This window comes from Curtobacterium sp. MCLR17_051 (assembly GCF_003234395.1).
In the GTDB taxonomy this organism is placed as follows: Bacteria; Actinomycetota; Actinomycetes; order Actinomycetales; family Microbacteriaceae; genus Curtobacterium; species Curtobacterium flaccumfaciens.
Genome location: NZ_QKTA01000008.1, coordinates 43,993 through 70,800, shown reverse-complemented (window position 1 = coordinate 70,800; position 26,808 = coordinate 43,993). Strand labels below are relative to the sequence as shown.

28 protein-coding genes are annotated in these 26,808 nt (G+C 72.3%); 3 read left to right on the top strand and 25 right to left on the bottom strand.

The annotated features are described in order from the left end of the window. Positions 1–36: 36 nt before the first annotated feature. From trpA to DEJ06_RS08980, 12 genes are all read right to left on the bottom strand, one after another. Positions 37–831: a tryptophan synthase subunit alpha gene (trpA, locus tag DEJ06_RS09035; RefSeq protein ID WP_071403730.1), complete on the bottom strand. Its 795-nt coding sequence runs from the start codon at positions 829–831 to the stop codon at positions 37–39. Then, the gene (gene trpB, locus DEJ06_RS09030) at positions 828–2,042 is read right to left on the bottom strand and encodes a tryptophan synthase subunit beta (protein WP_071244754.1); all 1,215 of its coding nucleotides are present in this window, start codon (positions 2,040–2,042) and stop codon (positions 828–830) included. The genes trpA and trpB overlap by 4 nt, the downstream gene beginning before the upstream one ends. A 100-nt stretch (positions 2,043–2,142) precedes the next feature. After that, entirely contained in the window at positions 2,143–2,928 is a 786-nt protein-coding gene (gene trpC / locus DEJ06_RS09025; RefSeq protein ID WP_111039113.1) for an indole-3-glycerol phosphate synthase TrpC, read from the bottom strand. Positions 2,929–2,947: 19 nt separating this feature from the next. Further along, positions 2,948–3,187, bottom strand: coding sequence for an HGxxPAAW family protein (locus DEJ06_RS09020; RefSeq protein WP_017887200.1), 240 nt, complete (start codon positions 3,185–3,187; stop codon positions 2,948–2,950). Next, positions 3,184–3,882, bottom strand: coding sequence for a Trp biosynthesis-associated membrane protein (locus tag DEJ06_RS09015; protein ID WP_110858960.1), 699 nt, complete (start codon positions 3,880–3,882; stop codon positions 3,184–3,186). Before DEJ06_RS09015 ends, DEJ06_RS09020 begins: the two co-directional genes overlap by 4 nt. Next, positions 3,879–5,423 carry an anthranilate synthase component I gene (locus DEJ06_RS09010; protein ID WP_111039085.1) on the bottom strand — a complete coding sequence of 515 codons (1,545 nt, stop codon included), beginning with the start codon at positions 5,421–5,423 and terminating at the stop codon, positions 3,879–3,881. Before DEJ06_RS09010 ends, DEJ06_RS09015 begins: the two co-directional genes overlap by 4 nt. Beyond that, on the bottom strand, positions 5,420–5,818 hold the full coding sequence (gene hisI, locus DEJ06_RS09005; RefSeq protein WP_110864563.1) for a phosphoribosyl-AMP cyclohydrolase: 399 nt from the start codon (positions 5,816–5,818) through the stop codon (positions 5,420–5,422). The genes DEJ06_RS09010 and hisI overlap by 4 nt, the downstream gene beginning before the upstream one ends. 25 nt (positions 5,819–5,843) lie before the next feature. Further along, positions 5,844–6,599 carry an imidazole glycerol phosphate synthase subunit HisF gene (gene hisF, locus DEJ06_RS09000; RefSeq protein ID WP_258372414.1) on the bottom strand — a complete coding sequence of 252 codons (756 nt, stop codon included), beginning with the start codon at positions 6,597–6,599 and terminating at the stop codon, positions 5,844–5,846. 11 nt (positions 6,600–6,610) lie between these two features. Next, entirely contained in the window at positions 6,611–7,450 is an 840-nt protein-coding gene (gene hisG, locus DEJ06_RS08995; protein WP_027465727.1) for an ATP phosphoribosyltransferase, read from the bottom strand. Positions 7,451–7,508: 58 nt separating this feature from the next. Continuing rightward, positions 7,509–7,772, bottom strand: a complete 264-nt coding sequence (locus tag DEJ06_RS08990) for a phosphoribosyl-ATP diphosphatase (RefSeq protein ID WP_027465728.1) — start codon at positions 7,770–7,772, stop codon at positions 7,509–7,511. 101 nt (positions 7,773–7,873) lie between these two features. Then, a complete protein-coding gene (gene rpe / locus DEJ06_RS08985; RefSeq protein WP_111029262.1) occupies positions 7,874–8,533 on the bottom strand; it encodes a ribulose-phosphate 3-epimerase in 660 nt (219 codons plus the stop codon). 72 nt (positions 8,534–8,605) lie between these two features. Then, positions 8,606–9,205 carry a TetR/AcrR family transcriptional regulator gene (locus DEJ06_RS08980; protein ID WP_111039083.1) on the bottom strand — a complete coding sequence of 200 codons (600 nt, stop codon included), beginning with the start codon at positions 9,203–9,205 and terminating at the stop codon, positions 8,606–8,608. 62 nt (positions 9,206–9,267) lie between these two features. On the opposite strand from DEJ06_RS08980, the gene DEJ06_RS08975 reads away from it, so the two are divergent. Then, positions 9,268–9,921 carry an NAD(P)-dependent oxidoreductase gene (locus DEJ06_RS08975; RefSeq protein ID WP_027465731.1) on the top strand — a complete coding sequence of 218 codons (654 nt, stop codon included), beginning with the start codon at positions 9,268–9,270 and terminating at the stop codon, positions 9,919–9,921. A gap of 24 nt (positions 9,922–9,945) precedes the next feature. On the opposite strand, the gene DEJ06_RS08970 is transcribed toward DEJ06_RS08975, so the two are convergent. Both DEJ06_RS08970 and fmt read right to left on the bottom strand, forming a co-directional pair. Next, a complete protein-coding gene (locus tag DEJ06_RS08970) occupies positions 9,946–11,514 on the bottom strand; it encodes an RsmB/NOP family class I SAM-dependent RNA methyltransferase (protein ID WP_258372413.1) in 1,569 nt (522 codons plus the stop codon). Beyond that, complete coding sequence (gene fmt / locus DEJ06_RS08965) at positions 11,511–12,446, bottom strand: methionyl-tRNA formyltransferase (protein ID WP_071244762.1); 936 nt, start codon at positions 12,444–12,446, stop codon at positions 11,511–11,513. Before fmt ends, DEJ06_RS08970 begins: the two co-directional genes overlap by 4 nt. 134 nt (positions 12,447–12,580) lie before the next feature. Here fmt and DEJ06_RS08960 point away from each other — a divergent pair, with 134 nt between their 5' ends. Further along, the gene (locus DEJ06_RS08960) at positions 12,581–12,910 is read left to right on the top strand and encodes a hypothetical protein (protein ID WP_111039082.1); all 330 of its coding nucleotides are present in this window, start codon (positions 12,581–12,583) and stop codon (positions 12,908–12,910) included. A gap of 14 nt (positions 12,911–12,924) precedes the next feature. Then, positions 12,925–13,380 (top strand): DUF4383 domain-containing protein, encoded by a 456-nt coding sequence (locus tag DEJ06_RS08955; RefSeq protein WP_111039081.1) that lies wholly within the window; start codon positions 12,925–12,927, stop codon positions 13,378–13,380. Between the two features lie 123 nt (positions 13,381–13,503). Here DEJ06_RS08955 and DEJ06_RS08950 read toward each other — a convergent pair whose 3' ends face one another. Genes DEJ06_RS08950 through pyrR form a run of 11 tightly spaced genes read right to left on the bottom strand, consistent with a single transcriptional unit; the run spans position 13,504 to position 26,796 of the window. Continuing rightward, positions 13,504–15,486 (bottom strand): primosomal protein N', encoded by a 1,983-nt coding sequence (locus DEJ06_RS08950; protein ID WP_111039080.1) that lies wholly within the window; start codon positions 15,484–15,486, stop codon positions 13,504–13,506. 8 nt (positions 15,487–15,494) lie between these two features. Next, on the bottom strand, positions 15,495–16,706 hold the full coding sequence (metK, locus tag DEJ06_RS08945) for a methionine adenosyltransferase (RefSeq protein ID WP_110858970.1): 1,212 nt from the start codon (positions 16,704–16,706) through the stop codon (positions 15,495–15,497). A gap of 5 nt (positions 16,707–16,711) precedes the next feature. Beyond that, positions 16,712–16,975, bottom strand: coding sequence for a DNA-directed RNA polymerase subunit omega (rpoZ, locus tag DEJ06_RS08940; protein ID WP_017887186.1), 264 nt, complete (start codon positions 16,973–16,975; stop codon positions 16,712–16,714). A 27-nt stretch (positions 16,976–17,002) separates the two neighbouring features. Further along, positions 17,003–17,926, bottom strand: coding sequence for a guanylate kinase (gene gmk / locus DEJ06_RS08935; RefSeq protein WP_258372412.1), 924 nt, complete (start codon positions 17,924–17,926; stop codon positions 17,003–17,005). After that, complete coding sequence (gene pyrF, locus DEJ06_RS08930) at positions 17,923–18,807, bottom strand: orotidine-5'-phosphate decarboxylase (protein WP_258372411.1); 885 nt, start codon at positions 18,805–18,807, stop codon at positions 17,923–17,925. The genes gmk and pyrF overlap by 4 nt, the downstream gene beginning before the upstream one ends. Before the next feature lie 11 nt (positions 18,808–18,818). Then, complete coding sequence (gene carB / locus DEJ06_RS08925; RefSeq protein WP_111039078.1) at positions 18,819–22,112, bottom strand: carbamoyl-phosphate synthase large subunit; 3,294 nt, start codon at positions 22,110–22,112, stop codon at positions 18,819–18,821. Next, positions 22,112–23,311, bottom strand: a complete 1,200-nt coding sequence (gene carA, locus DEJ06_RS08920) for a glutamine-hydrolyzing carbamoyl-phosphate synthase small subunit (RefSeq protein WP_071403717.1) — start codon at positions 23,309–23,311, stop codon at positions 22,112–22,114. Before carA ends, carB begins: the two co-directional genes overlap by 1 nt. Then, positions 23,308–23,871, bottom strand: coding sequence for a hypothetical protein (locus DEJ06_RS08915; RefSeq protein ID WP_051596738.1), 564 nt, complete (start codon positions 23,869–23,871; stop codon positions 23,308–23,310). Before DEJ06_RS08915 ends, carA begins: the two co-directional genes overlap by 4 nt. Next, positions 23,868–25,226: a dihydroorotase gene (locus DEJ06_RS08910; protein ID WP_110864573.1), complete on the bottom strand. Its 1,359-nt coding sequence runs from the start codon at positions 25,224–25,226 to the stop codon at positions 23,868–23,870. Before DEJ06_RS08910 ends, DEJ06_RS08915 begins: the two co-directional genes overlap by 4 nt. Then, entirely contained in the window at positions 25,223–26,197 is a 975-nt protein-coding gene (locus tag DEJ06_RS08905; protein ID WP_111039077.1) for an aspartate carbamoyltransferase catalytic subunit, read from the bottom strand. The genes DEJ06_RS08910 and DEJ06_RS08905 overlap by 4 nt, the downstream gene beginning before the upstream one ends. Then, the gene (gene pyrR, locus DEJ06_RS08900; protein ID WP_017887177.1) at positions 26,197–26,796 is read right to left on the bottom strand and encodes a bifunctional pyr operon transcriptional regulator/uracil phosphoribosyltransferase PyrR; all 600 of its coding nucleotides are present in this window, start codon (positions 26,794–26,796) and stop codon (positions 26,197–26,199) included. Before pyrR ends, DEJ06_RS08905 begins: the two co-directional genes overlap by 1 nt. Positions 26,797–26,808 lie beyond the last annotated feature (12 nt).

Below are 26,808 nucleotides of genomic sequence, written 5' to 3'. Positions count from 1 at the left end.
ACTGTAGCGCGGCTCGCGGGCCGGACAGGAACTGGACTAGCGGCGGCGGGCGCCGGTGGCGAGGTCGGCGGCACGGTCGGCCACACCCTGCACACCGAGGTCGGCCAGCGCTCGGACGAACGCGGACCCGACGATGGCACCGTCGGCGTATTCGAGGACCTCACCGACCTGCTCGGCCGTCGAGATCCCGAGACCGACGCAGGTGCGCTCGACCCCGGCGTCGCGCAGACGCGACACCACCGTGCGTGCGGCGACGTCGACGCCGACCCGGGCACCGGTCACACCCATCGTCGAGACGGCGTACACGAACCCACGGCTGGCCTCGACCGCCTGGCGCATGCGCTCGTCCGACGAGGACGGCGCGGCGAGGAAGACCCGGTCGAGCCCGGTCCGCTCCGAGGCCTCGGTCCACGCGGAGGCCTCGTCGGGGATGAGGTCGGGCGTGATGAGGCCGGCGGCACCGGCGGCGACGAGGTCGTCGGCGAAGCGGTCCACGCCGTAGCGCAGCACCGGGTTCCAGTAGGTCATGACGAGGACCGGCACGTCGGCCCGTTCAGTGATCTGCTGCACGGCGTCGAAGACCTGTGCGACCCGGAAGCCGTTCGCCAGGCTCTCCTCGGCTGCCCGCTGGATCACGGGCCCGTCCATCACGGGGTCGGAGTACGGCAGACCGAACTCGATGACGTCCACCCCGTTCTCGGCGAGGGCGACGGCTGCGTCGACGCTGGTCTGCAGGTTCGGGTACCCGGCGGGCAGGTAGCCGACGACGGCTCCGGCGCGCTCGGCGTTGGCGGCGTCGATCGTCTGGGCGACGGTCTTGTTCGTGGTCACAGCTGCACCGCGTTCTCGTCGAGGATGCCGAAGTAGCGACTGGCGGACGCGACGTCCTTGTCACCGCGGCCGGACAGGTTCACGAGCACGACGCCCTCGGGGCCGAGCTCCTTGCCGAGCTTCATCGCACCGGCGAGGGCGTGGGACGACTCGATCGCCGGGATGATGCCCTCGGTCTGGCTCAGCAGGCGGAACGCCTCCATGGCCTCGGTGTCGGTGATCGGCTGGTACTTCGCGCGGCCGATCGACGCCAGGTACGCGTGCTCCGGTCCGACGCTCGGGTAGTCGAGTCCGGCGGAGATGCTGTGGCTCTCGATCGTCTGGCCGTCCTCGTCCTGCATCAGGTACGACTTCGCGCCCTGCAGGACGCCCTCGCGACCGAGCGTGATGCTCGCCGCGTGCCGACCGGTCTCGACGCCGTCGCCCCCGGCCTCGAAGCCGTGCAGTGCGACGGACTCGTCGTCGAGGAACGCCTCGAAGATGCCCATCGCGTTCGAGCCGCCGCCGACGCACGCTGCGACGGCGTCCGGCAGACGACCGACGCGGTCGAGGACCTGCTGGCGCGCTTCCTCGCCGATGACCTTGTGGAACTCGCGCACCATCTCGGGGAACGGGTGCGGACCGGCGACCGTGCCGAGCAGGTAGTGCGTCGACTCGACGTTGGCGACCCAGTCGCGCAGGGCGTCGTTGATGGCGTCCTTCAGGGTGCGCGAACCGGTCTCGACCGGGATCACCTCGGCACCGAGCAGGCGCATCCGGGCCACGTTGAGGGCCTGTCGCTCGGTGTCCACGGCACCCATGTAGACGACGCACTCCATGCCGAACAGGGCTGCGGCGGTCGCGGTGGCGACGCCGTGCTGGCCGGCACCGGTCTCCGCGATCAGGCGGGTCTTGCCGAGCCGACGGGCGACGAGTGCCTGGCCGAGGACGTTGTTGATCTTGTGGGACCCGGTGTGGTTCAGGTCCTCGCGCTTCAGGATGACCCGGGCGCCACCGGCGTGCTTCGCGAAGCGCGGCACCTCGGTGATGATCGAGGGGCGACCGGTGTAGTCGCGCTGCAGCTCGTCGAGCTCCGCACGGAACGCCGGGTCCGCCCAGGCCTGGCGGAAGGCGGCCTCGAGCTCGTCGAGCGCGAGGACGAGGGACTCGGGGACGAAGCGTCCGCCGAAGTCACCGAAGTAGGGGCCGTGCAGGTCGCGGAGTGAGGTCACGATGTGTCTCCCGGGACGAGTCCGACGCGGCCGGTCGGCCGCGTCGGACGGGTGGAACGTGCGGCCGCGGTCGGCGGCCTCGATGCGTGGGCGGAGCCGGTCAGGCCCGGTCGGCGGCGTCGACGAACGACGCCAGGGTCGCGGCGGGGTCGTCACCCGTCACGAGCGCTTCGCCGACCAGCACGACGTCGGCGCCCGCCGCACGGTAGTGGGCGACGTCGGCCGGACCGGAGACCGCGGACTCGGCGACACGCACGACCCCGTCGGGGATGCGGTCGGCGAGCGACCCGAACAGGTCGCGGTCGAGCGAGAAGTCGGTGAGGTCCCGCGCGTTGACGCCGAGGATGCGGGCACCGGCGTCGAGGCCACGCGTGACCTCGTCACCGGAGTGCGCCTCGACCAGCACGCGCATGCCGAGTTCTTCGGCCAGGGTGTGCAGCTCGACAAGACGGGCCTGCTCGAGCGCCGCCACGATGAGCAGCACGACGTCGGCACCGGACGCCCGGGCCTCGATCACCTGGTACGGGTCGGCGATGAAGTCCTTGCGCAGCACGGGCACCCCGACGCGGGCCTTCACGGCTTCGAGGTCGGCGAGGCTGCCGAGGAACTTGCGGCCCTCGGTCAGGACGCTGATCGTCGAGGCCCCGCCACGCTCGTAGTCGGCGGCGAGGGCGGCCGGGTCGGCGATCGCGGCCATCGACCCGCGGGACGGGCTGGCGCGCTTGACCTCGGCGATGATCTTCACCCGGTCACCCGGGCTGAGGAACGCGAGGGCGTCGAGCGGCGACGCCACCCGGTCGAGGTCGCGTTCGACGTCCGAGTACGGACGGTCGACACGACGGGCGGCGGCGTCCTCGAGCGCGCCCGCGACGAGGGTCTCGAGCACGTTCGGCATCGGGAGACCCCTACTCGCCGTGGTGCTTGGGGACGAACTTCGGACCGTCGACGCCGTAGCCGGCCTTCTTCATCACGCCACCGACGATGAGGCCGATGAGGACGACGCCAGCGGAGGCCCAGACGCCCCACGGCTGGTCGAACCAGAAGAACAGCGTGCCTGCCGCGAATCCGATCAGCATGATCACGACGGCGGTCCAGGCGGCCGGCGAGTGGCCTTCGCCGAGTTCTGCGGGCTCAGTGTTGCTCACGGTGCTCCTCGTTCTGCTCCGGCGTCGTCGGTCGAGCGACGCCCTGTCGATCCTACCGTGTCGTCACTCGGTGCCCCCGCGCCCGCGCCGTCGGCGGTGGTCGGGTCAACGCCCGCGCTCAGGTCGTCCCAGTCGACGACCGCGTCGCGCTGGACGGGTGCTGCTGCACGTGCTGCTGCGGCGGCTCCGGCGGTCGCGGCGCCGTACTTCCGGCTCGGGCCGGGCCAGGCCCGCTGGACCACGATGACGACCACGCCGAGCAGCACGGCGAGCACGCCGCCCGCGATCCCGACGGCGGGCCACGGGCTCACGGAGACGCTCGACACGACACCGCGGACGGCGCCGAGGTCACTGACCCCGGCGACCTCGCCGACGGCGCCGCGCGCAGCGGCGATCGGGTCGCCGAGGGCGGTGATGCCGCTGACGACCACGCCGAGGCCGAGCAGGATCTCGACGGCGGCGAGCACGATGCGCAGCACCCGTCCCGCGATGGTCATCGCCAGGAAGAGCGCCAGGCTCGCGATCGCCAGCGCGGTGTACTGCGGCACGACCGCCGCCCCGTCGGCCGAGACCGTCGAGGTGACGGCGGCACCCGCGTGCAGGCGGACGGTGAACCAGGTCTGGGTCCAGGCGAGCATGATGACGCCGGCGACCAGGAGCCCGGCGACGACGACGATCGGACGCGAGCGCTTCACGAGCGGACCTCGCGCATCCGGTTGGCCGTGGCGACGGCACGCAGTGGGGCAGCGGCCTTGTTGACCGCCTCGACGTGCTCGGTCTCCGGGTCGGAGTCCGCCACGAGTCCGGCACCGGCCTGCACGCGGGCCACGCCGTCCTTGATCAGGGCGGTGCGGATCGCGATCGCCAGGTCGGCGTCACCGGCGAAGTCGAAGTACCCGACGACACCGGCGTACGCACCGCGCTTCGCCGGCTCGAGCTCGTCGATGATCTGCAGCGCACGCGGCTTCGGCGCGCCCGAGAGCGTGCCTGCCGGGAACGTCGCGCGGAACACGTCGATCGCCGAGGCGTCGGGACGCACCCGCCCCTCGACGCTCGACACCAGGTGCATGATGTGGCTGAACCGCTCGACGGTCATGAACTCGGTGACGCTGACGGTACCCGGCTCGCACACCTTCTGCAGGTCGTTGCGGGCGAGGTCGACGAGCATCAGGTGCTCGGCGCGCTCCTTCGGGTCGCCGAGCAGGTCCTCGCCGAGGTTGACGTCCGCTTCCGGGGTCGCACCTCGCGGGCGGGACCCGGCGATCGGGTGCGTGATGGCGCGGTCGCCCTGCACCTTCACCAGCGCCTCCGGCGATGCGCCGACGATCCAGAACCGCTCGTCGGCGGTGTCCGCGAGGGCGAGGAAGTACATGTACGGACTCGGGTTCAGCGTCCGGAGCACCCGGTAGACGTCGAGCGGGTCCGCCGTGACCTCGTGGTCGAACCGCTGCGAGATGACGACCTGGAACACGTCACCGTCGCGGATGAAGCCCTTCGAGCGCTCGACGGCCGCCATGTAGTCGGCCGGGCTCGTGCGGTGGGTGGGGGCCGGCTCGGCGATCTCGAAGGCCTCGGCGACGGTCGCGACGCTCGGCTGCACCAGGTCGCCCTGCATGCGGTCGAGTCGCTGCTGCGCGTCCGCCCAGAGGGTGTCCGCGTCGTCGGTGCCGTCGTTCAGCACGCTCGCGACGAGCAGCACGAGACCGGTGCGGTGGTCGAGCGCGGCGAGTTCTGAGACGAAGGACAGCGCCTGTCCGGGCACGTCGAAGTCGGCCGGCGGCACGTTCGGCAGGTGCTCGAGCTGGCGAACGGCCTCCCACCCGATGAAGCCGACGGTGCCGCCGACGAGCGGCGGCGAGCCGGGCACGCGGGGCGTCGCCCAGCGCTGGTGCAACCGCGCGAGGACCTCGAGCGGGGCACCGTCGAGCGACCCGACGGCGCGCTCGGCGTCGATGCCGGTGTCGATCCAGGCCGCGCGGTCGCCGTCCTGCGTCAGGACGCCGAAGCTCCGCACGCCGACGAACGACCAGCGCGACCACAGGCCGCCCTGGCCGGCGGACTCGAGCAGGAAGGACCCGGGGCGGCCGTCGGCGAGCTTGCGGTAGACGCCGACCGGCGTCTCGCTGTCGCCGTACAGCGCACGGACGACCGGCAGGACACGGTGGTCGCCGAGCAGGCCGTCGAACTCCGGTCGGGAGGTCGTGTGCGGGGTCTCGGAGATCGTCGCGGTGGTCATCGGGTCGGCTCCACGGCCGTGTCCGCCGGGGCGGACATGGTCACGGGCGCGAGCGGGTCGACGTCGAAGCACCGGTGCGCACCGGTGTGGCACGCAGCCCCGACCTGCTGCACCGTGACGAGGAGCGTGTCGTCGTCGCAGTCCAGCGCGGCACCGCGGACGTACTGGGCGTGTCCCGACGTGTCGCCCTTCCGCCAGTACTCGTTCCGCGACCGCGACCAGAAGGTCACACGGCCTTCGGTGAGGGTGCGGCGGAGGGCTTCCCGGTCCATGTAGCCGAGCATGAGGACGTCCTTCGACGATTCCTCCTGCACGATGGCGGGGAGCAGGCCGTCCGCACCGAAGTGTGCGCGGTCGAGGACCGCCTCGGTGTCGGTGCTGGTGCTGTCGGTCATGAGGCTCCTAGCCTACGGCGGCGGATCAGCGGACGGTGTGGCCGGTCGCGCGGAGCGCGGCCTTGACGTCCCCCACGGTCATCTCGCCACGGTGGAAGACGCTGGCGGCGAGGACTGCATCCGCACCCGCGTCGACGGCCGGGGCGAAGTGCTCGACGCGACCCGCGCCTCCCGAGGCGATCACCGGGACGGACGAGACGGCGCGCACCGCGGCCACGAGTTCGAGGTCGAACCCGTTCTTCGTGCCGTCGGCGTCGATGGAGTTGACGAGCAGCTCCCCCGCGCCGCGCTCGACGGCCTCGCGTGCCCACGCGATGGCGTCGAGGTCGGACTCGGTCCGCCCGCCGTGGGTGGTGACCACGAAGCCCGAGGGCATCCGGTCGGCGCGCTTGACGTCGAGCGACAGCACGACGGCCTGGGCACCGAACCGGTCGGCGATCTCGCCGATGAGCTCGTGCCGGGCGATGGCCGCGCTGTTCACGCCGATCTTGTCCGCGCCGCACTGCTGCAGCCGCGAGACGTCGTCGACGCTGCGCACCCCGCCGCCGACGGTGAGCGGGATGAAGACCTGCTCGGCCGTCCGGGTCACGGTGTCGTACATCGTCGCCCGGTTCTCGACCGTAGCGCCGACGTCCAGGAAGGTCAGCTCGTCGGCACCCTGCTCGTAGTACCGAGCCGCGAGCTCGACGGGGTCACCGGCGTCCTGCAGGTCCAGGAAGTTGACGCCCTTGACGACGCGGCCGCCCTTGACGTCGAGGCACGGGATGACCCGAACCGACACGCCACCGGGGGTCACAGGCGTGCGGCGTGGATCGGGCTGACGAGGATCGCCCGGGCGCCGAGGTCGTAGAGCGCGTCCATGATGAGGTTCGCGTCGTCGCGCGGGATCATCACGCGGACCGCCGCCCAGTCGCGGTCGTGCAGCGGCGACACCGTGGGTGACTCGATGCCGGACGCCACCGCGGTCGCCTGCTCGAGCAGGGCCGTGGGGACGTCGTAGTCGAGCATCACGTAGCCACGGGCGACGAGGACGCCCTGCAGGCGTCGGCGGAGGACGTCGATACCCGGGATGGTCTCGTCGGTGGAGACGAGCACGGCAGTCGACTCGAGGATCACCGGGCCGAAGATCTCGAGGCCCGCCTGCCGGAGCGTGCTGCCCGTCGACACGACGTCGGCCACGGCGTCGGCGACCCCGAGCCGCACGGCACTCTCGACCGCGCCGTCGAGCTTCACGAGCGTGGAGCTGACCCCGTGCTCGGCGAGGAACGCACCGACCAGGCCGGGGTAGCTCGTGGCGACCCGGACGCCGTCGAGGTCCTGCAGCGAGGCGAACCGACCGGGCGTGCCGGCGAACCGGAAGGTGGAGTCGGCGAAGCCGAGCGCGTCGACCTCGTGCGCCTCGGACCCGGAGTCGAGCAGCAGGTCGCGGCCGGTGATGCCGACGTCGAGTGCGCCGGACCCCACGTACGTGGCGATGTCCCGCGGGCGGAGGAAGAAGAACTCGACGCCGTTGCGCTCGTCGAGCAGGTGCAGCGCCTTCGGGTCGCGGCGGCCGGCGTACCCGGCCTCCCGCAGCATGTCGGACGCGGTCTCGGACAGGGAGCCCTTGTTGGGCACGGCGATGCGGAGCATCAGTGGGTCTGCTTTCTGTGGGGTCGTCGGCGGTCGTCGGTGCGCCGGGCGGCGCTTCCTACAGATGTCGCCAGACGTCCGCCGGGGTGAGCCCCTTGGCGACCATGAGGACCTGGAGGTGGTAGATCAGCTGCGAGATCTCCTCCGAGGTGCGCTCGTCGCCCTCGTACTCGGCCGCCATCCAGACCTCGGCGGCTTCTTCCACGATCTTCTTGCCGATCTGGTGCACGCCGGCGTCCAGTTCGGCGACGGTGCCGGAGCCCTCGGGGCGCGTGCGCGCCTTCTCGGTGAGCTCCTGGAACAGGTCGTCGAACGTCTTCACGGGGTCCAGGCTACCGGTCTCCGCTGACGCTGCCGACGCACCGTCCGGACGGGAGGCAGTGGTCGCCCCGGTGACACCGGTACCGGCCGGCGCTCCCCCGGTCACGAGCGCGCCCGAGCGGCGGCCTCGCGCAGGTCGGCGATGCGCGCGGCGGGTTCGCCGCCGTACACCGCGGAGCCCGCGACCAGCGTGTCGGCACCGCTCCGGACGGCCTCGGGCACGGTGTCGACGGCGATCCCGCCGTCCACCTCGAGCCACACGTCGAGCCCGGAGGCATCGACGGCGGCGCGGGCGTCGGCGAGCTTCGGCATCACGGACGGCATGAAGGACTGGCCGCCGAACCCGGGCTCGACGGTCATCAGCAGGATCATGTCGTAGGCGTCGAGGTGGTGCAGCACCTGCGTGATCGGGGTGCCGGGCTTCACGGCGACGGCGGCGCGGGCACCGTTCGACCGGATCGCCGCGGCGGTCGCCACCGGGTCGTCGGCTGCCTCGAAGTGGAACGTGACGCTCGACGCACCCGTCTCGGCGTACTTCGGCGCGTTGCGGTCGGCGTCGGTCACCATCAGGTGGACGTCGAGCGGCACCGGCGACACCTGCTGCAGGCGCTGCACGATCGGCAGCCCGAGCGTCAGGTTCGGGACGAAGTGGTTGTCCATCACGTCGACGTGCACCAGGTCGGCGGTCTCGATGCGCTGGAGTTCGCGCTCGAGGTTCGCGAAGTCGGCGGACAGGATGCTCGGCGAGATGCGGATCGTCACCGGGCAAGCCTACCGGCGTGCGCCTGCCTGGCTGCGCTGCCCGGGTGCGCGCGGCGCCGTCCGGGGGCGGGGTCAGCCGTCGCCGAGGGCGCGCGTGCCGAGGTCGGACCGGAGCATCGTCCCGAGTGCTGCTTCGACCAGCCGCTCGCCCTGCGGGCGGTCGATCCGGCGCGACACGACGAGGCCCGCGATCCCCTGCATGGTCGCGGCGAACAGGAGCTTGAAGGTGGTCCGGGCGTCCTCGCCGGGCTCCGGCGCGGACGCTCCGAGCGCGCCGTCGAGCACGGCGAACAGCGATTCGGCGGCGGTCTGCACGGGGCCGGACCGGCCGGCCGTCGACGCCTGGAACATGAGGTCCATGAGCGCCGCGTCGTCGATGGCGAAGTCGACGTACGCCATGGCGACCCGACGGAACCGGTCGTCGAGGTCGCCCGAGCCGGAGAGGGCCCGGCGCACCGCGGTGGTCAGTCGCTCGAAACCGAGCACGGCGAGGGCGTCGAGGAGTGCCTGGCGGTCGACGAAGTGGCTCCGCGGCGCACCGTGGCTGACCCCGGCGCGCCGCGCCAGGTCACGGAGGGACAACCCGTCGACGCCGTCCTCGCGCAGGACCTGGACGGCCTCGTCGAGCAGCACGGCCCGCAGGTTCCCGTGGTGGAAGGGACGATCCGGCATGGGGAGAGCCTATCGCGGTACTAGGCATTGCCTATTTTCTAGTCATTGCCTAGATTGGGTGGATGACACCTCGACAGCACCTGCTCGTGTTCGGCGCGACCGGACAGACCGGCCAGCACTTCACCCGGCTCGCACTCGATGCCGGACACCGTGTCCGCGCCGTCGTCCGGACACCGTCGAAGCTGGCGGTCCAGCACGACGACCTGCAGGTCGTGCAGGGCTCGGTCACCGACGGCCTCGACCTCGACGCGCTGCTCGAGGGCGTGACGGGCGTGGTCGTGATGCTCGGGGACGTCGCCGCGCAGCGCGAGCGACCGGTCAACACCGCGTTCGTCCGCACGCTCGTGCCGGCCATGCGCCGGAGCGGCACCCGGCGGCTGCTCTACCAGGCCGGTGGGCTGAGTGCGCCTCCCGGCAAGCGGCTCGCGCCCGTGCTCCGCCTCGTCCGGTCGACGCTCGCGCGGGAGTACATCGGACAGCACGCGGACAACGAGTCGGTGATGCGCTACCTCGACGCCGAGGCGCAGGACATCGCCTGGACGGTCCACCGCGCCGGCATCGGTTCGGACGGCCCATCCAAAGGCGAGCTGCGCCGCTCGGCGCGGTGGATCAGCATCGGTACCTTCCGGGACTGCGCCGCGTACAACCTGCGCACCTTGTTCGACGACACGGCCGTGCACACGTGCGACGGCAGTGCCTACCGACGGTCGCGCTGAGCCCGATCCCGGTCGGCGGAGTGGTCAGACGATGCGACGGAACAGCGCGATGAACATCGCGTCCGTCCCGATGCGGTGCGGCCACAGCTGCGCCGTGGCACCGTCGGCGATCTCGGGGTCGCGTGCGGCGACACCCCGGACGATCGTGGCAGTGTCGAGCTGCTCGAGCCGGTCGCTGTGCCGCCCCATCAGCGCGTCGACCTGCCCGCGGGTCTCGGCCAGGTGCGGCGAGCAGGTCACGTACGCCAGGGTCCCGCCCGGTGCGAGCACCCGGACGGCGGCGTCGAGCAGTTCGGTCTGCAGGGCAGCGAGCTCCTCGACGTCCTCGGGGAGCTTCCGCCAGCGCGCCTCCGGCCGGCGACGCAGCGCGCCGAGCCCGGTGCACGGGGCGTCGAGCAGGATGCGGTCGAAGGTCATCCCGGTGCCGTCGCGTCCGTACCGACGGGCGTCGCCCTCGACGACCCGCACGTGGTCACCGAACACGCCGAGGGCGTTCCGCACGAGTCCGGCGCGGGCCGGCACGAGCTCGTTGGCGACCAGGGTCGCCCCGCCCTGCTGCGCCTCGGCGGCGAGCAGCGCGGCCTTGCCGCCGGGCCCGGCGCACATGTCGAGCCACCGCTCCCCCGCACGCACGTCCGACGAGCGGCTCAGCGCCAGCGCGGCGAGCTGCGACCCCTCGTCCTGCACGCGCAGGCGTCCGGCGGCGACGCCCGGCACGCGCGCCGGGTCGCCGCTGATGCCACGGATGCCGACGGGCGACACCGGCGCGGCGTCCGCCTGTACGACGGGCTCGTCGGCCCGGACGGGAGGCACGGTGCCGGTCGCGCCGTCGGCCTCCGGTTCGTCGTCGACGGGCACCAGGGCCGCGGGCACGTCGTCCGCACCGGTCGCGTCGGCGAACGCGGCGTCGGTGTCGTCGTCCGGGGCGGTGCGGGCGGTCGCCGTGGCGATGTCCTCGTCGGTGGCGAGTCCGGGCAGGGCCGCGAGCTGCACCCGGGGTGCGGCGTTGTCGGCGGCGAGCAGGGCGGCGAGCTCGTCACGGGAGCGTTCGGCGGCCAGGGCGTCGCGGAGCGCCGAGACGACCCAGACCGGGTGCGACCAGCGGGTGGCGAGCAGGGCGTCCCCGGCACGGCCCTCGGTGATCAGGGCGTCCCACTCCTGGTCGGTGCGGGCGGCGATCTTGCGCATCACGGCGTTCACGAACCCGGTCGCGCGGCGGGCACCGACCTCGCGGGCGAGCTCGACCGTGGCGTCGACGGCGGCGTGCGTCGGCGTGCGCATGGCGAGCAGCTGGTGCGCACCGAGGCGCATCACGTCGAGGACGTCCGCCTCGATGTTCTCGGCCCGGCGACCGGATGCCAGCGCGATGATCACGTCGTAGCGGCCGAGCATCCGGATCGACCCGTAGGTGAGTTCGGTCGCGAACCCGGCGTCGCGGGCGGTGAGCCCGGCGCGGCGGATGCGCGTCGGCAGCAGCAGGTTCGCGTAGGCGTCGTCGACCTGCACGGCGCGGAGCACGTCGAACGCCACGCGGCGGGCACTCGCCGGACGCGGGCCGCGGCGGGCACCCTGGGGCTTCGTCTGGGGGCTCATGCGAGGACCTTCCCGTCCAGTTCGCCGAGGCCACGGGCCCAGGCGGCGGCGTCCATCGCCTTCTTGCCCGCCGGCTGCACCTCGAGCAGCACCAGCGGAGTGTCGGCGGTCCCGACCAGCAGCCGACCGCCGTGGAGTGCGAGCGCACCGGGCGCGAGCGACGGGGCGGGGTCCTGCGTGCCTCCAGGCTCGATCGTGCTGCGGAGCAGCTTCACGCGGGTCTCGCCCAGGTGGGCGTACGCGCCGGGCTCGGGCGTGACCCCGCGCAGCCGCGCGTGCACGGAGGCGGCGGGCGCGGCGAAGTCGGTGCGGCCGTCGTCGATCGTGAGCTTCGGGGCGAGCGTGGGCTCGCCGGACTGCTCGGTCGCGACGGCGGTGCCGGCGGCGATGGCGTCCACGACGTCCGCCACCACGTCGGCGCCGACCTCGGCCATCGCCGCGAGGACCTCACCCGAGGTCGCTTCGGGGTCGATCTCGAAGGGCAGGGCGGCGTAGACCGGGCCGGCGTCGAGCGACTCGACCAGCTGGAAGACCGTGGCGGCGGTCCGGGTGTCGCCAGCCATCACCGCACGCTGCACGGGAGCCGCACCGCGGTACGCCGGCAGGTCGGAGAAGTGCAGGTTGATCCACCCGTGCCTCGGGGCGTCGAGCGCCGGGCGGCGGAGCAGTGCGCCGTAGGCGACGATCACGCCGAGGTCGACGTCGAGGTCCGCGATCCGGGCGGTGACGGCGTCGTCGACACGCGAGGCCTCGATGACCGGCAGTCCGAGCTCCGCGGCGACGACGGCCACCGGGGTCGGGGTGAGGACACGCTTCCGGCCCTGCGGGGTGGCCGGCCGCGTGAGCACCGCGACGATCTCGTGGTCGGACGCCGCCAGACGGCGGAGGGTGGGGACGGCCGCAGCGGGGCTGCCGGCGACGACGAGACGCATGGGTTCGATCCTCCCACGCCGACGGCCCCACCCGACCCCGACCGCCTGTCCGGAGGGCGCGGTGCTCGGCTCTGCCTGTGCACCAGCAGAGCGTGGGCTGCGTAGGTTCTGGCTGCATCGACGGAAGGAGCACCATGACCGACCGAGACCTGCCCATCCCGGACTTCGACCACGTCCCGCTCGGCAACCTGACGGAGCACCTGACGGCCCTCGACCGCGACCAGCTCCAGGTGCTGCTCGACCACGAGCACGCCCACGGCGCACGGTTGCCGGTGCTGGAGCGGATCCGTCACCGGATCGAGGCCCTGGACGGTGGCGCGGAGCCGACCGGTTCCGTGCCGGAGCACCTCCCCGAGACGTCTGCGGGGGCCTCGGCACCCGCGGACGTCACGCCGGCCACCGCCGGTCCGACGATCAACCCGCCGTCCCACGGCGTGCCCACCAACCCCGCGCAACCGCGCTGAGATCAGGAGACACCATGAGCGACGTCACCACCGCCACCAACCGCTACGCCGGTTCGTCCGTCCAGAAGGCCGCCCTCGTGGTCGGCATCGTGTTCCTGCTCGTCGGGATCGCCGGGTTCGTCCCCGGCATCACGACCGGCGACCTGGCCGGGGCCGGACACGAGTCGATGGGCATGCTGCTCGGCATCTTCCAGGTGTCCGTGCTGCACAACATCGTGCACCTGCTGTTCGGCGTCGTCGGACTGCTCGCCGCCAGCCGCGCTTCCGGCTCGCGGATGTACCTGGTGCTCGGCGGGATCGTCTACTTCGTGCTGTGGATCTACGGCCTGTTCACCGCCGGCCACAGCTCGGGTGCGAACTTCGTCCCGCTGAACAACGCCGACAACTGGCTGCACCTCGTGCTCGCCATCGGCATGGTCGCCCTCGGCGTCGTGCTGCCGCGCGAGCGTCGCCGGCCCGCCAACGCCTGACCGACCCGCACCAGCCGGTCGCCGCACGGCGGCAGACCCCGAACGACACCGCCGACGTCGCACGACGTCGGCGGTGTCGTTCTGCGTCGTGCAGCGCCCGGGCCCACACGGACCCGGGCGCGGTCAGACCTCGGAGAACGGCTCCGCGTCGTCCAATCGCACCCGCAGCGTCGGAGCGGCCCGTCTTCGGTTGCCGCCCTTGAGCACCCGCCGGGTCGACGAGCGCCGGATCACCTCGGCCTTGAGCGTCGCGGCGACCTCGGCCCCGTGCGCGTACGGGAACCGCACGATCGCCCGGACCGTGCCCGGCAACGTGTCGTCCTCGACCGGGACCGGGCCGAGCACCGGACCGACGACAGCGTCGCCGAGGGCCTCGACCGCAGCGGTGACGGCCTCGTCGGTGCCGGTCATCGTCGCCACCCGCACCGCCGGCGGGAAGTGGAGTTCGCGGCGGTCGGTGAGCTCGTCGTGCGCGGGACCGTCGAGCCGCCACAAGGCCATCGCCGACGCCAGCCGCCCACCGATCCCGACCAGGTACACCTCGGCCCCGGGAGCCGACTTCGCCGCCGCGTTCGTCCAGAAGCGCAAGACGTCCTCCTGCACCCGCAGCCCTTCGCGGGCGAGCATCTTCTCGCCGTCGAGCAGCAGCACGCAGGCGTACCCGCCCGGCACCGACGGCTCGGCCCCACGGGTGGCGACGACGACCGATGGCTTGGCGGGGACCTCGTCGAGCGGGCGGGAGCCGTCCGCGACGATGATCCGGGTGCCGGGGAACGCCCGCCCGAGCTCCTCCGCGGTGCGCTGTGCCCCCTGGCCGACCGGCTTCACGGTGCCGTTGCCGCACGTCGGGCAGCGGAACCCGACGGCCAGTGCGCCGCAGAACCGGCACTGGGGCGTGGCGCCGCGGTGCGGGCTGCCGAGCGGCCCGCCGCAGACCCGGCAGTGCGCGCGTTCGCCGCACTCGGCGCAGACCAGCCCCGTACCGAAGCCCGGGCTCGCGACCTGCACCAGGACGGCACCGTGCTGGCTGGCCTCGCGCGCGGCACGCCAGGCGGAGCTCGGGATGCGGGCCTGTGCGGCGAACCCCTCGGCCCCGGTCTGCTGCACGGTGGGGATGACCTTCGGCGTCTTCACGCGGTAGGGCACGACGTCCTGCAGCCAGTGCAGCTCCACCAGCCGTTGCACGTCGGTGCTGCGCGCGTGCGAGACGAACAGCAGCGCGGCCCCGGACTGGGCGGCCCGCACCAGGGCCACGTCACGCGTGTGCACGTAGGGGGCCCGCTGCTCGATGAACGAGGCGTCGCCGTCGTCCCACATCGCGATCAGCCCGAGGTCGGTCGCCGGCGCGTACATCGCCGTACGGTTGCCGATCGCGACCACCGGGTGCGTGCGGGCCTGCAGCAGGGCCTTCGCGCGCTGCCCGTTCGTCTGCTTGGCGTCGAACCGCACCACCCGTTCCGGCGGCAGCACCGCGAGCAGGGCACGCTCGAGGTCGATGACGTCGCGGAAGTCCGGCACGGCGATCACCGCGGACTGCTCGGCCGCCACCGTGTGTGCGGCGGCCTGGGCGAGCGTCGCGGCCCATCCCGGCACCCAGACCGGTGCGTCCGCGTCACCCACCGCCACGGGCTGGGGCACGGCGGCGACCGCGGCGCGTCCGTGCTCCGTCACCACGGCCTCCAGGACGCCGTCGGCGTAGCCGGTGACGGGCGGGGCGGTCACCGGCGGCGGCGACCACGCGGTGTCACGGGCGAGCCAGGCCTTCTCGGCGCGCACCTGCCGCGGTGGCACGGCGAGGCGCAGGACGTCGGAGGCGACACCCGCGGCCCGGTCGGCGACGGCACGCGCGAGGGTCCAGATCTCCGGCGCGAGCACGGGCACCGGGGACAGCACGGCCTCGATCTGGCTGAGCTCCCCCGGGTACTCGCCCTCGGTGACGATCTCGACCACGTAGCCGTCGGACATCCGGGCCCCGGTGCGCAGCGGCACCTTGACGCGGACCCCCGCGACGCAGTCGTCCTCGATCTCGGCCGGCACCCGGTAGTCGAACAAACGGTCCAACTGCGGGAGCGGCGAGTCGAGGACGACGCGCGCGACGGTGGTCACGCGGTGCTTCAGACGGTCGCGGCGACGAGTCCTGCGGCGGCGCGGAGTTCCTCGACACGGTCGAGCTGCTCCCACGTGAACCCGGGGAGCTCGCGGCCGAAGTGGCCGTAGGTCGCGGTCTGCGCGTAGATCGGTCGGAGCAGGTCGAGGTCGCGGATGATCGCGGCCGGACGCAGGTCGAAGACCTGGCGGATGGCCGCTTCGATCGTGGCGTCGTCGACGTGTCCGGTGCCGAAGGTCTCCACGTAGAGCCCGACGGGCTTCGCACGGCCGATCGCGTACGCGACCTGCACCTCGAGCCGGTCGGCGAGCCCCGCGGCGACCGCGTTCTTGGCGACCCAGCGCAGCGCGTACGCCGCCGAACGGTCGACCTTCGACGGGTCCTTGCCGCTGAACGCGCCGCCACCGTGACGGGAGGCCCCGCCGTAGGTGTCGACGATCACCTTGCGGCCGGTGAGCCCGGCGTCACCCTGGGGGCCACCGATCTCGAAGCGACCGGTCGGGTTCACGATGACGTCGACGTGCGACGAGTCGAGGTCGACCAGGTCGAGGACCGGACGGATCACGTGCTCGGTGATCGCCGCGGTGAGCTCGTCGAGCGTGACGCTCGGCGAGTGCTGCGTGGAGAGCACGACGGTCTCGACGGTCTTCGGCACGACACCGTCGTACCCGATGGTGACCTGGGTCTTGCCGTCCGGGCGCAGGAACGACAGCTCGCCCGACTTCCGGACCGCGGCCAGGCGCTCGGCCAGTCGGTGCGCCAGCCAGATCGCGACCGGCATGTACTCGGGGGTCTCGTTCGTCGCGAAGCCGAACATGATGCCCTGGTCGCCGGCGCCCTGACGGTCGAGCGGGTCGACCGCACCGGTGCGGGAGTCGAGCGACTCGTCCACACCCTGCGCGATGTCGGGCGACTGCGCGCCGATCGAGACCTCGACACCGCAGGTGGCACCGTCGAACGAGACGTCCGACGAGTTGTAGCCGATGCCGGTGATGACGTCACGGACGAGCTTGGGGATCTCGACGTATCCGGAGGTCGTGACCTCGCCGGCGACGTGCACGAGCCCGGTGGTCACCATCGTCTCGACGGCGACGCGCGCGTTCGGGTCGACCGTCAGCAGTGCGTCGAGGATGCTGTCCGAGATCTGGTCGCAGATCTTGTCGGGGTGCCCCTCGGTCACCGACTCGGACGTGAAGAGGCGGAGAGCAGCTGCAGTCACCGGGATCAGTCGGTGGGCTGCTGCTGCTTGGTGACTGTGAGCTTGTCCTCGTTGATCTCGTGGAGCGCGACGGACAGCGGCTTGTCGTCGATCGTCGAGTCGACGAGCGGTCCGACGTTGTCGAAGAGCGAGCCCTCGTGCAGGTCGGCGTAGTAGTCGTTGATCTGGCGGGCGCGCTTCGACGCGAAGATGACGAGCGCGTACTTCGACTCGACCTTGCTGAGCAGGTCGTCGATGGGCGGGTCGATGATGCCCTGGGGGTTGGCCATGGTGTCTCCTCGAAGTCAGTGCACCCGTCAGGGCGCAGAGAACAAGTCTACGACCTCACGTGCCGCAGTGCCGACATCGGAGTTCACGATCCGCACGTCGAACTCGTCCTGCGCGGCCAGCTCGACCTTCGCGGTCTCGAGACGACGCGCCTGTTCCTCCGCGGATTCGGTCCCGCGGCCGATGAGCCGGCGCACCAGTTCCTCCCACGTCGGGGGCAGCAGGAACACGAGCACCGCCTCGGGCATGGCGTCGCGGACCTGCCGCGCGCCCTGCAGGTCGATCTCCAGCATGACCTTCTCGCCGGCGTCGAGCGCGCGGTCGATCGGCGGGCGCGGGGTGCCGTAGCGGTACGAGTTGTGGACGGTCGCCCACTCGAGTAGCTCGCGGTCGCGGATCATGCGGTCGAACTCGTCGTCGTCCACGAAGTAGTAGTGCACCCCGTCGACCTCGCCGGGGCGCGGCTTCCGGGTGGTGGCGGAGACGCTGAGGTTGACGTCCGGGTAGTGCTGTCGGATGTGCGCGCTGACCGTGCCCTTGCCGACCGCGGTGGGTCCGGCGAGCACGACGAGCTTCGAGACACCACGCTTGCGACCGCGGGCGGCGAGCCAGTCCGCCAGGGCGGTCCGCTGCCGGGTCCCCAGGCCACCGAGGCGCTTCGAGGGGGCGATCCGCAGGGTCCCCATGATCGCCTCGGCTCGTGCGGGGCCGATCCCCGGCAGGCTGACGAGCAGGTCACGGACCCGCAGCGAGCGTTCCGCCGAGGTCGTCTCGACCAGCGAGTCGTCCCACGCGGCACGGGCGACGTCGAGTGCCGAGCGCTCCCCCGAGGCGATCGCGGCCTTCACCGCGGCCCGGGCGCGTCGCGCGGCGACCGCGGCCTTCGCCGCGGCGACGCGGTCCACCTCTGGCGGGGTCCGGTGGGCGGGCAGGCCCTCGTGCTCGTCGGTCACGCTGCCGCCGCCAGTGCGGTGCGGATGCGGTCCGCGCGCTCGGTGACGAGCGCCGCGACGCCGTCCGGACCGTCGGTCAGCAGGCCGCGCGACTCGCTCACGAGCACCTGCTCGGCACGCGCGCCGTACAGCGCACGGAGGTCCTCGATGCGGGCGCCCTGGGCACCGAAGCCCGGCGCGAGGACCGGCGCGGTGCCGATCGCGTCCGCGTCGATGCCGAAGTCGTCGAGGTGAAGGGTCGCGCCGAGCACGAGCCCGACGTCGCCGAGGGCCTGATCGCCCAGGGACCGGTTGTCGTCTGCCACGTCCAAGACGATACCGGCCGCGACCGTCCGGCCGGTACGCGGTCCTTCCGCGAGCACCGCGGTCTGCAGCACACGGGCCTCGGGGTTGCTCGTCGCCGCGAGCACGAAGACCCCGGCACCGTTCCGGCGCGCGACGTCGATCGTGCCCCGGAGCGAGCCGTACCCGAGGTACGGCGACACCGTCATCGCGTCGGCCGCGAACGGCCCGTCGCGGTCGAGCCACGCCAGCGCGTAGTCGTCACCGGTGGTCCCGATGTCGCCCCGCTTCACGTCGGCGACGACCAGGAGGCCCGCGTCGCGTGCCCGGCGGATCGTCGCGTCGAGCGCACGGTAGCCCGCGACCCCCGCCGCCTCGAAGAAGGCGACCTGCGGCTTCACGATCGCCGCGCGGCCGGCGGCCGCGTCGACCAGGGTCGCGCCGAACGCCGTCAGGCCCTGCTCGTCGCGGGCGAGCCCCCACGCCGCCAGGGTGGCGGCGTGGGGGTCGATCCCGACGCAGAGCGGTGAACGCTCCCCCATGGCGGACGCGAGGCGGTCGCCGAAGGAGGCCGGGCCTCCCGACCGGGTCGTTGCCACGCTGGCAGCCGTCACCAGGTCGCGCGCTCGAGCGCGTAGTCCTGCAGGCTGCGGACGTTGAGCGGCGAACCGATCGTCTCGATCGCCGCGACGGCGGCCCCGATCTGCGCGATCGTCGTGAACAGCGGCTTGTCCGCCGCGACCGTGGCCGCACGGATCTCGTACCCGTCCGCACGACCGGCGGCACCCGACGGCGTGTTGATCACGATGTCGACCTCGCCCCGGGCGAGCAGGTCGACGACGCTCTCGCCGCCCTGGCTGTACTTGCCGACGATCCCGACCTCGATGCCGTTGCGGCGGAGGATCTCCGCCGTGCCCTCGGTCGCGATGATCGTGAAGCCGAGCTGCTGCAGGCGGTGCACCGGCAGCACGATCGCGCGCTTGTCGGTGTCGGCCACGCTCACGAAGACCGTGCCGCTGGTCGGCAGGCCGCCGTACGCGGCGTCCTGCGACTTGAGGAACGCCCGCGGGAAGTCGCGGTCGATGCCCATGACCTCGCCGGTGGAGCGCATCTCGGGGCTGAGCACCGAGTCGACGACCTGGCCCTCGCGGGTGCGGAAGCGACGGAAGGGCAGCACGGCCTCCTTCACGGCGACCGGCGACTGCGCGGGCACGAACGCCCCGTCACGCTCGGGCAGCATGCCCTCGGCGACGAGCTCGGCGACCGTGGTGCCGGTCATGATGCGCGACGCGGCCTTGGCCAGCGGGATGCCGAGCGCCTTCGAGACGAAGGGCACCGTGCGGCTGGCGCGCGGGTTCGCCTCGAGGACGTAGAGCACGCCGGCGCCGATGGCGAACTGGACGTTGAGCAGGCCCTGCACGCCGATGCCGCGCGCGATCTTCTCGGTCGCGTCGACGACGCCCTGGATCTCCGCGCGGCCGAGGCCGACCGGGGGCAGGGTGCAGGCCGAGTCGCCGGAGTGGATGCCGGCCTCTTCGAGGTGCTCCATGATGCCGCCGATGTAGAGCCGCTCGCCGTCGAAGAGCGCGTCGACGTCGATCTCCACGGCGTCGTCCAGGAACCGGTCGACCAGCAGCGGGAGCTCCGGGCCGATGATCGCCTGGTCGGCCATCCGGTCGAAGTAGTCCGCGAGCGACGGGGAGTCGTAGAGGATCTCCATGCCGCGGCCGCCGAGCACGAACGACGGGCGGACGAGGACGGGGTACCCGATCTCCTCGGCCACCGTGGTCGCGCTCGCCAGGTCGTGGGCGGTGCCGTTGCGCGGTGCGAGCAGACCGGCGGCGTCGAGGATGGCGGAGAACTGCCCGCGCTCCTCGGCCGAGTCGATCGCGGTGGGGCTGGTGCCGAGGATCGGGATGCCCGCGGCCTCGAGCGGCTTCGCCAGGCCGAGGGCGGTCTGGCCACCGAGCTGCACGACGACGCCGACGAGTTCGCCGGACGCGGCCTCGGCCTCGATGACCTCGAGGACGTCCTCGGCGGTCAGGGGCTCGAAGTACAGGCGGTCCGAGGTGTCGTAGTCGGTCGACACGGTCTCGGGGTTGCAGTTGATCATGATCGTCTCGAACCCGGCGGCGCTCAGCGCGAAGGAGGCGTGCACGCAGGAGTAGTCGAACTCGACGCCCTGTCCGATGCGGTTCGGGCCGGAGCCGAGGATGACGACCTTCTTACGGTCGCTCGGTGTGATCTCGGTCTCGGTGTCGTACGAGGAGTAGTGGTACGGCGTCAGGGCGGGGAACTCGCCGGCGCAGGTGTCGACCGTCTTGAAGACCGGTCGGATGCCCTGGGCGTGCCGCTCGTCACGGACCTGCTGCTCGGAGACCGGTGCCGCGTCCGTGCTGCGCAGGCTCGCGATCTGGGTGTCGCTGAAGCCGTGCTCCTTCGCCCAGCGCATCGTGTCCGCGTCGAGGGTCTCGGCGGCCCGGACCTCGTCCGCGACCTCGTTGATGAGCACGATCTGGTCGATGAACCAGGGGTCGATCTTGGTGGCCTCGAAGACCTCGTCCGCGGTGGCGCCCGCGACCAGGGCCTGCTGGACCGTGACGATGCGGCCGTCGGTCGGGATCGACGACTTCGCCAGCAGGCCGTCCTTGTCGAGCTCGGACGCCGGGGTGTCCCAGTGGAAGCTCGACCCGCGCTTCTCGAGCGAGCGCAGCGACTTCTGCAGCGCGGTGGCGTAGTTCCGGCCGATGGCCATCGCCTCGCCGACGCTCTTCATCGTCGTGGTGAGGGTGGCGTCGGCGGCCGGGAACTTCTCGAACGCGAACCGCGGGGTCTTCACGACCACGTAGTCGAGGGTCGGCTCGAAGCTCGCCGGGGTGACCTTCGTGATGTCGTTCTCGATCTCGTCGAGCCGGTAGCCGATGGCGAGCTTCGCGGCGATCTTGGCGATCGGGAAGCCCGTGGCCTTCGACGCGAGGGCGGACGAGCGGGACACGCGGGGGTTCATCTCGATGACGATGACGCGGCCGTTGGACGGGTCGACGGCGAACTGGATGTTGCAGCCACCGGTGTCGACGCCGACGCGACGGATGATGTCGATGCCGATGTTCCGCATGTTCTGGTACTCGCGGTCGGTCAGGGTCAGCGCGGGGGCGACCGTGATCGAGTCACCGGTGTGGACGCCGACCGGGTCGACGTTCTCGATGGAGCAGATGACGACGGTGTTGTCGTAGTTGTCGCGCATCAGCTCGAGCTCGTACTCCTTCCAGCCGAGGATGGACTCCTCGAGCAGGACCTCGGTCGTCGGGCTGGACTGCAGCCCGTCGCCGACGAAGCGGACGAGTTCGGCCTCGTTGTAGGCGAAGCCCGAGCCGAGGCCGCCCATGGTGAACGACGGGCGGACGACCAGCGGGTACCCGAGGTCCTTCGCGAACTCCTTCGCTTCCTCCAACGTGTGCGCGATGTGGCTGCGGGCGACGTCGGCACCGGACTCGAGCACGAGCTCCTTGAAGAGCTGGCGGTCCTCGCCGCGCTGGATCGCCTCGACCTTGGCGCCGATGAGCTCGACGCCGTGCTTGGCGAGGATGCCGGCCTCGTCGAGCGCGATGGCCGCGTTCAGGGCCGTCTGGCCGCCGAGGGTCGGCAGGACGGCGTCCGGCTTCTCGATGCGGATGATCTCCTCGAGCGACGCGTTCGTGATCGGCTCGATGTAGGTCGCGTCGGCGAAGTCGGGGTCGGTCATGATCGTCGCCGGGTTCGGGTTGACCAGGATGACCCGGACGCCCTCGGCCCGGAGGACGCGGCACGCCTGGGTGCCGGAGTAGTCGAACTCGGCGGCCTGACCGATGACGATCGGGCCGGAGCCGATGACGAGGACGGAGTTGATGTCTGCGCGCTTGGGCATCAGTTCGCTTCCTTGGTGATGTCTGCTGCGGGGGTCGTGGCGTCGGCGGTGGCCGCGTCGAGCGGCTCCCCGTCGCGACGCTCGCGCACCATGTCCGCGAACCGGTCGAAGAGGTACATGCTGTCGTGCGGTCCGGCGGCGGCCTCGGGGTGGTACTGCACGCTGAACGCCGGCACGTCGAGCGCGCGGAGGCCCTCGACCACGTTGTCGTTCAGCGAGTAGTGCGAGACCTCGACCCGACCGAACCCGGCCGGGGACTCGAGGACCTCGCCGAGGGGCGCGTCGACCGCGAAGCCGTGGTTCTGGCTCGTGATCTCGACCTTGCCCGTGGTCGTGTCGAGCACCGGCTGGTTGATGCCGCGGTGGCCGAAGGGCAGCTTGTAGGTGCCGAAGCCGAGCGCGCGGCCGAGCAGCTGGTTGCCGAAGCAGATGCCGAAGAAGGGGCGGCCGGTGCGCAGGCTGTCCTGCAGCAGCTCCACCTGTGCGTCCGACGCGGCGGGGTCGCCGGGGCCGTTCGAGTAGAACAGGGCGTCCGGTGCGAGGGCTTCCAGCTCCGCGGCGGAGATGTCCTGCGGCACCACGTGCACCTCGAAGCCGCGGGCGGCGAGGTACCGGGTGGTCGAGGCCTTCACGCCGAGGTCGAGCACGGCCAGGGTGCCGATCTGCTCGCCGACGGCGGGGACGACGTAGGTCTCCGGGGTGGACACGACCGCCGAGAAGCTCGCGCCGGCCATCGTCGCCTGCGACACGACCGCGTCCAGCTGCGACTCGGCCGACAGCGCCGCGTCCGCACCGCTGAAGACGCCGCCCTTCATGGCGCCGGCGTCACGGATGCGGCGGGTGAGTGCGCGGGTGTCGATGCCGGAGATGCCGACGATGCCGTCGCGCACCAGGTGGTCGTCGAGAGTGGCGTTCGCGCGGTGGTTCGACACCACGCGGCTGGGGTCGCGCACCACGTAGCCGGCGACCCAGATGCGACGGGACTCGGGGTCCTCGTCGTTCACCCCGGTGTTGCCGATGTGCGGCGCGGTCTGCACCACGATCTGTCCGGCGTAGGAGGGGTCGGTCAGCGTCTCCTGGTAGCCGGTCATGCCGGTCGCGAAGACCACCTCGCCGAGCGTGCGCCCACGGGCGCCGTAGGCCCAGCCGTCGTACCGGGTGCCGTCTTCGAGGACCAGGACGGCCCGTTCGCGTGTCATGCTTTCTTCCCTTCGCCCGCGGTTCGCGGAGCATCGGCCGCAGTCGCCTGCGGCCCGGTCTCGGTCAGTCCCTGCAGGGCGTGCAGCGCGGCTGCGTCGCCCTCCGGGAACCGGAAGTAGGTGTCCAGGTCCGTCGCACCTGCGGCGCCGGTCGCCGTCCATCGCAGACGGACCAGTCCCCCGGGTTCGACCACTCGGTCGATGGCCCACGTGGATCGGTCGGCGCCGCGGACCGCGTCGCGCGCGATCCAGCGGTCGTCGGTACCGGCGAGGCGCATCACCACGCCGGTCGCGTGGACCGTCACCCCGCCGCGGCCGCGGAACCCGAGGCCGCCTGCGGTGATGCGTTCCAACGGCTGGTCGGCGCGGGTCGTCGCGACGGTGAACCCGTCCCACGACCCGACCGCCGGTGCCAGGTCGGCCGGCACCCGGACTGGAGGCACGGCTTCCGCCTGCTTCCTGGTCCGCGTCCGCCAGGTGCGCGCCATCGCGACGAACAGGGCGGCGACCGCGAGCAGGATCACCGCGCCGAGGAGCCAGCGCTGCGCGTCGCCGCTCATGCGCGCGCCCCTGTCCGGAGCGCCGCGGCGTGCGCCGCGATCGTGTCCGCGTCGACGACCCGGCCGTCGAGCACCGTCGCGTACCCCTGGTGGAAGGTGGCGACGACCCGGCCGGGCAGCGTCATGCCGAGGTACGGCGAGTTCTGCGACTGGCCGGCGAGGTCGGTGACCGCGAACTCGCGGCTGGCCGACGGGTCGTAGAGCGTGATCTCGGCGGGTGCTCCCTCGGCGATGCGCTGCCCGTGCCCCTCGACCTGGCCGATCCGCGCCGGCGCCTCGGACAGCACCCGGGCGACGTCGGCCCAGTCGAGCCGGCCGTCGTCGACCACGGCGGACTGCACCACGCTCAGCGCCGATTCGAGGCCGACCATGCCGTTCGCGGCGGCGGGCCACTCGCAGCACTTCGCCTCGGCGGTGTGCGGCGCGTGGTCGGTCGCGACGATGTCGATGGTGCCGTCGGCCAGGGCCGCGCGGAGCGCCTCGACGTCCTCGCGGGCGCGGAGCGGCGGGTTCACCTTGTAGCGGGCGTCGTAGCCGGGCGCACCGTCGTGGCCGGCGATGAGGTCCTCGGTGAGCACGAGGTGGTGCGGGGTGACCTCGGCCGTGACGTCGATGCCGCGGGACTTCGCCCACCGGATCACCTCGACGCTGCCGGCCGTCGAGACGTGGCAGACGTGCAGGCGTGCTCCGACGTGGTCGGCGAGCAGGACGTCGCGGGCGATGATCGCCTCTTCCGCGACGGCGGGCCATCCGGCGAGGCCGAGCTCCGAGGACAGCCGGCCCTCGTTCATCTGCGCGCCGATGGTCAGCCGGGGCTCCTGGGCGTGCTGCGCGAGCACCCCGCCGAAGCCCTTGATGTACTCGAGTGCGCGGCGCATGAGCAGCGGGTCGGCCACGCACGAGCCGTCGTCCGAGAACACCCGGACCTTCGCCCGCGAGGTCGCCATCGCGCCGATCTCGGACAGGTGCGTGCCCTGCAGCCCCTGCGACACGGCGCCGATCGGGCGGACCGTCACGTAGCCCGCGTCGTCACCGAGTGCCTGGACCTGCTCGACGACCCCGGCGGTGTCGGCGACGGGGCTCGAGTTCGCCATGGCGTTCACGGCGGTGAAGCCACCGGCGGCCGCGGCACGCGAGCCGGTGAGGACGGTCTCGGACTCCTCGTGACCGGGCTCGCGCAGGTGCGTGTGGAGGTCCACGAGACCGGGCAGGGCGATGAGGCCGTCCGCGTCCACGGTGGTGGCGCCGGCCGTGTCGAGACCGGACCCGACCGCGGTGATGCGCCCGGCCTCCAGACGGATGTCGGCACGCGAGCCGTCGACCAGCTGCGCGCCACGGATCAGGTGAGCGGTCATGCGGCGGACTCCTTCGCGTCGGTGCCGGTTCCGGCACTGCCCGTCAGGGCGAGGTAGAGGACGGCCATCCGGACCGAGACGCCGTTCTCGACCTGCTCGACGACCGTCGAACGGGGGTCGTCGGCGGCGACGCCGGCGATCTCGAGCCCGCGGTTCATCGGACCGGGGTGCATGATCAACGTGCGCTCGGACAGCCGACCGAAGCGCGCCGCCGTCAGACCCCAGTGCCGCGTGTACTCGCGCGGGTTCGGGAAGAAGGCGTCGTTCATGCGCTCCTGCTGGATGCGGAGCGTCATGACGACGTCCGGGTCCTCGGCCAGGGCCGTGTCGAGGTCGTGGTGCACCGCGGCGCCGAACGGCGTCGGGGTGGCGGGCAGCAGCGTCGGCGGCGCGGCGAAGGTCACGCTCGCGCCGAGGGTGCGGAGCAGCCAGGCGTTCGACCGGGCGACCCGGCTGTGCAGCACGTCGCCGACGATCAGGACGCGCACGCCGTCGAGGCCCTGGCCGCGCGAGCCGGCACCGTGCAGGCGGCGGCGCATGGTGAAGGCGTCGAGCAGCGCCTGCGTCGGGTGTTCGTGGGTGCCGTCACCGGCGTTGACCACCGGTACGTCGATCCAGTCGGCGTCGGCGAGCACCCGCGGGGCGCCCGATGCACCGTGGCGCATGACGATGCCGTCGATGCCCATCGCGCCGAGGGTCTGCACGGTGTCCTTCAGGGATTCGCCCTTGGAGACGCTCGAGCCCTTCGCGGCGAAGTTCAGGACGTCGGCGGACAGGCGCTTCGCGGCGGCCTCGAACGAGATGCGCGTGCGCGTGGAGTCCTCGAAGAACAGGTTCACCACGGTCTTGCCGCGCAGGGCCGGGAGCTTCCGGACCTCGCGCGTGTTGACCTCGGCCATCTCCTCGGCCACGTCGAGGATGTGGACGGCCTGGTCGCGGGACAGGTCGGCAGTCGAGAGCAGGTGCCGCATCACGCCACCCCCTGCTCGATGAACACGGTGTCGTCGCCGTCGGTCTCGGCCAGGTGCAGCGTGACCCGCTCGTCGGACGCGGTCGGCAGGTTCTTGCCCACGTGGTCCGCGCGGATCGGCAGCTCGCGGTGGCCGCGGTCGACGAGCACGGCGAGCCGGACGGCACGCGGCCGCCCGATGCCCTGCAGCGCGTCGAGCGCGGCGCGGACGGTGCGACCGGAGTACAGCACGTCGTCGACGAGCACGACGACCTTGCCGTCGATGCCGCCGGCGGGGATCACCGTCCGGTGCGGCGCGCGGCCGATGCCGTGGCCGAGGTCATCGCGGTGCATGGTGACGTCGAGCGTGCCGACACGCTCCGTCCCGATGCCACCGGCGGCCGAGGACCACTCCGGCTCGATGCCGGCCAGTATCCGGCCGAGGCGCTCCGCCAGGACGGCGCCGCGGGTCGGGATGCCGAGGAGCACGAGGTCCGAGCCCCCGTGGTTGGCTTCGAGGATCTCGTGCGCGATGCGTGTCAGGGCACGCGTGATGTCGGGCTGTTGCAGGACCGTTCTGGTTCCCACGTCGACCCCCTTCCCCGCCTCACTGGACGGCATTAAAGGATGCTG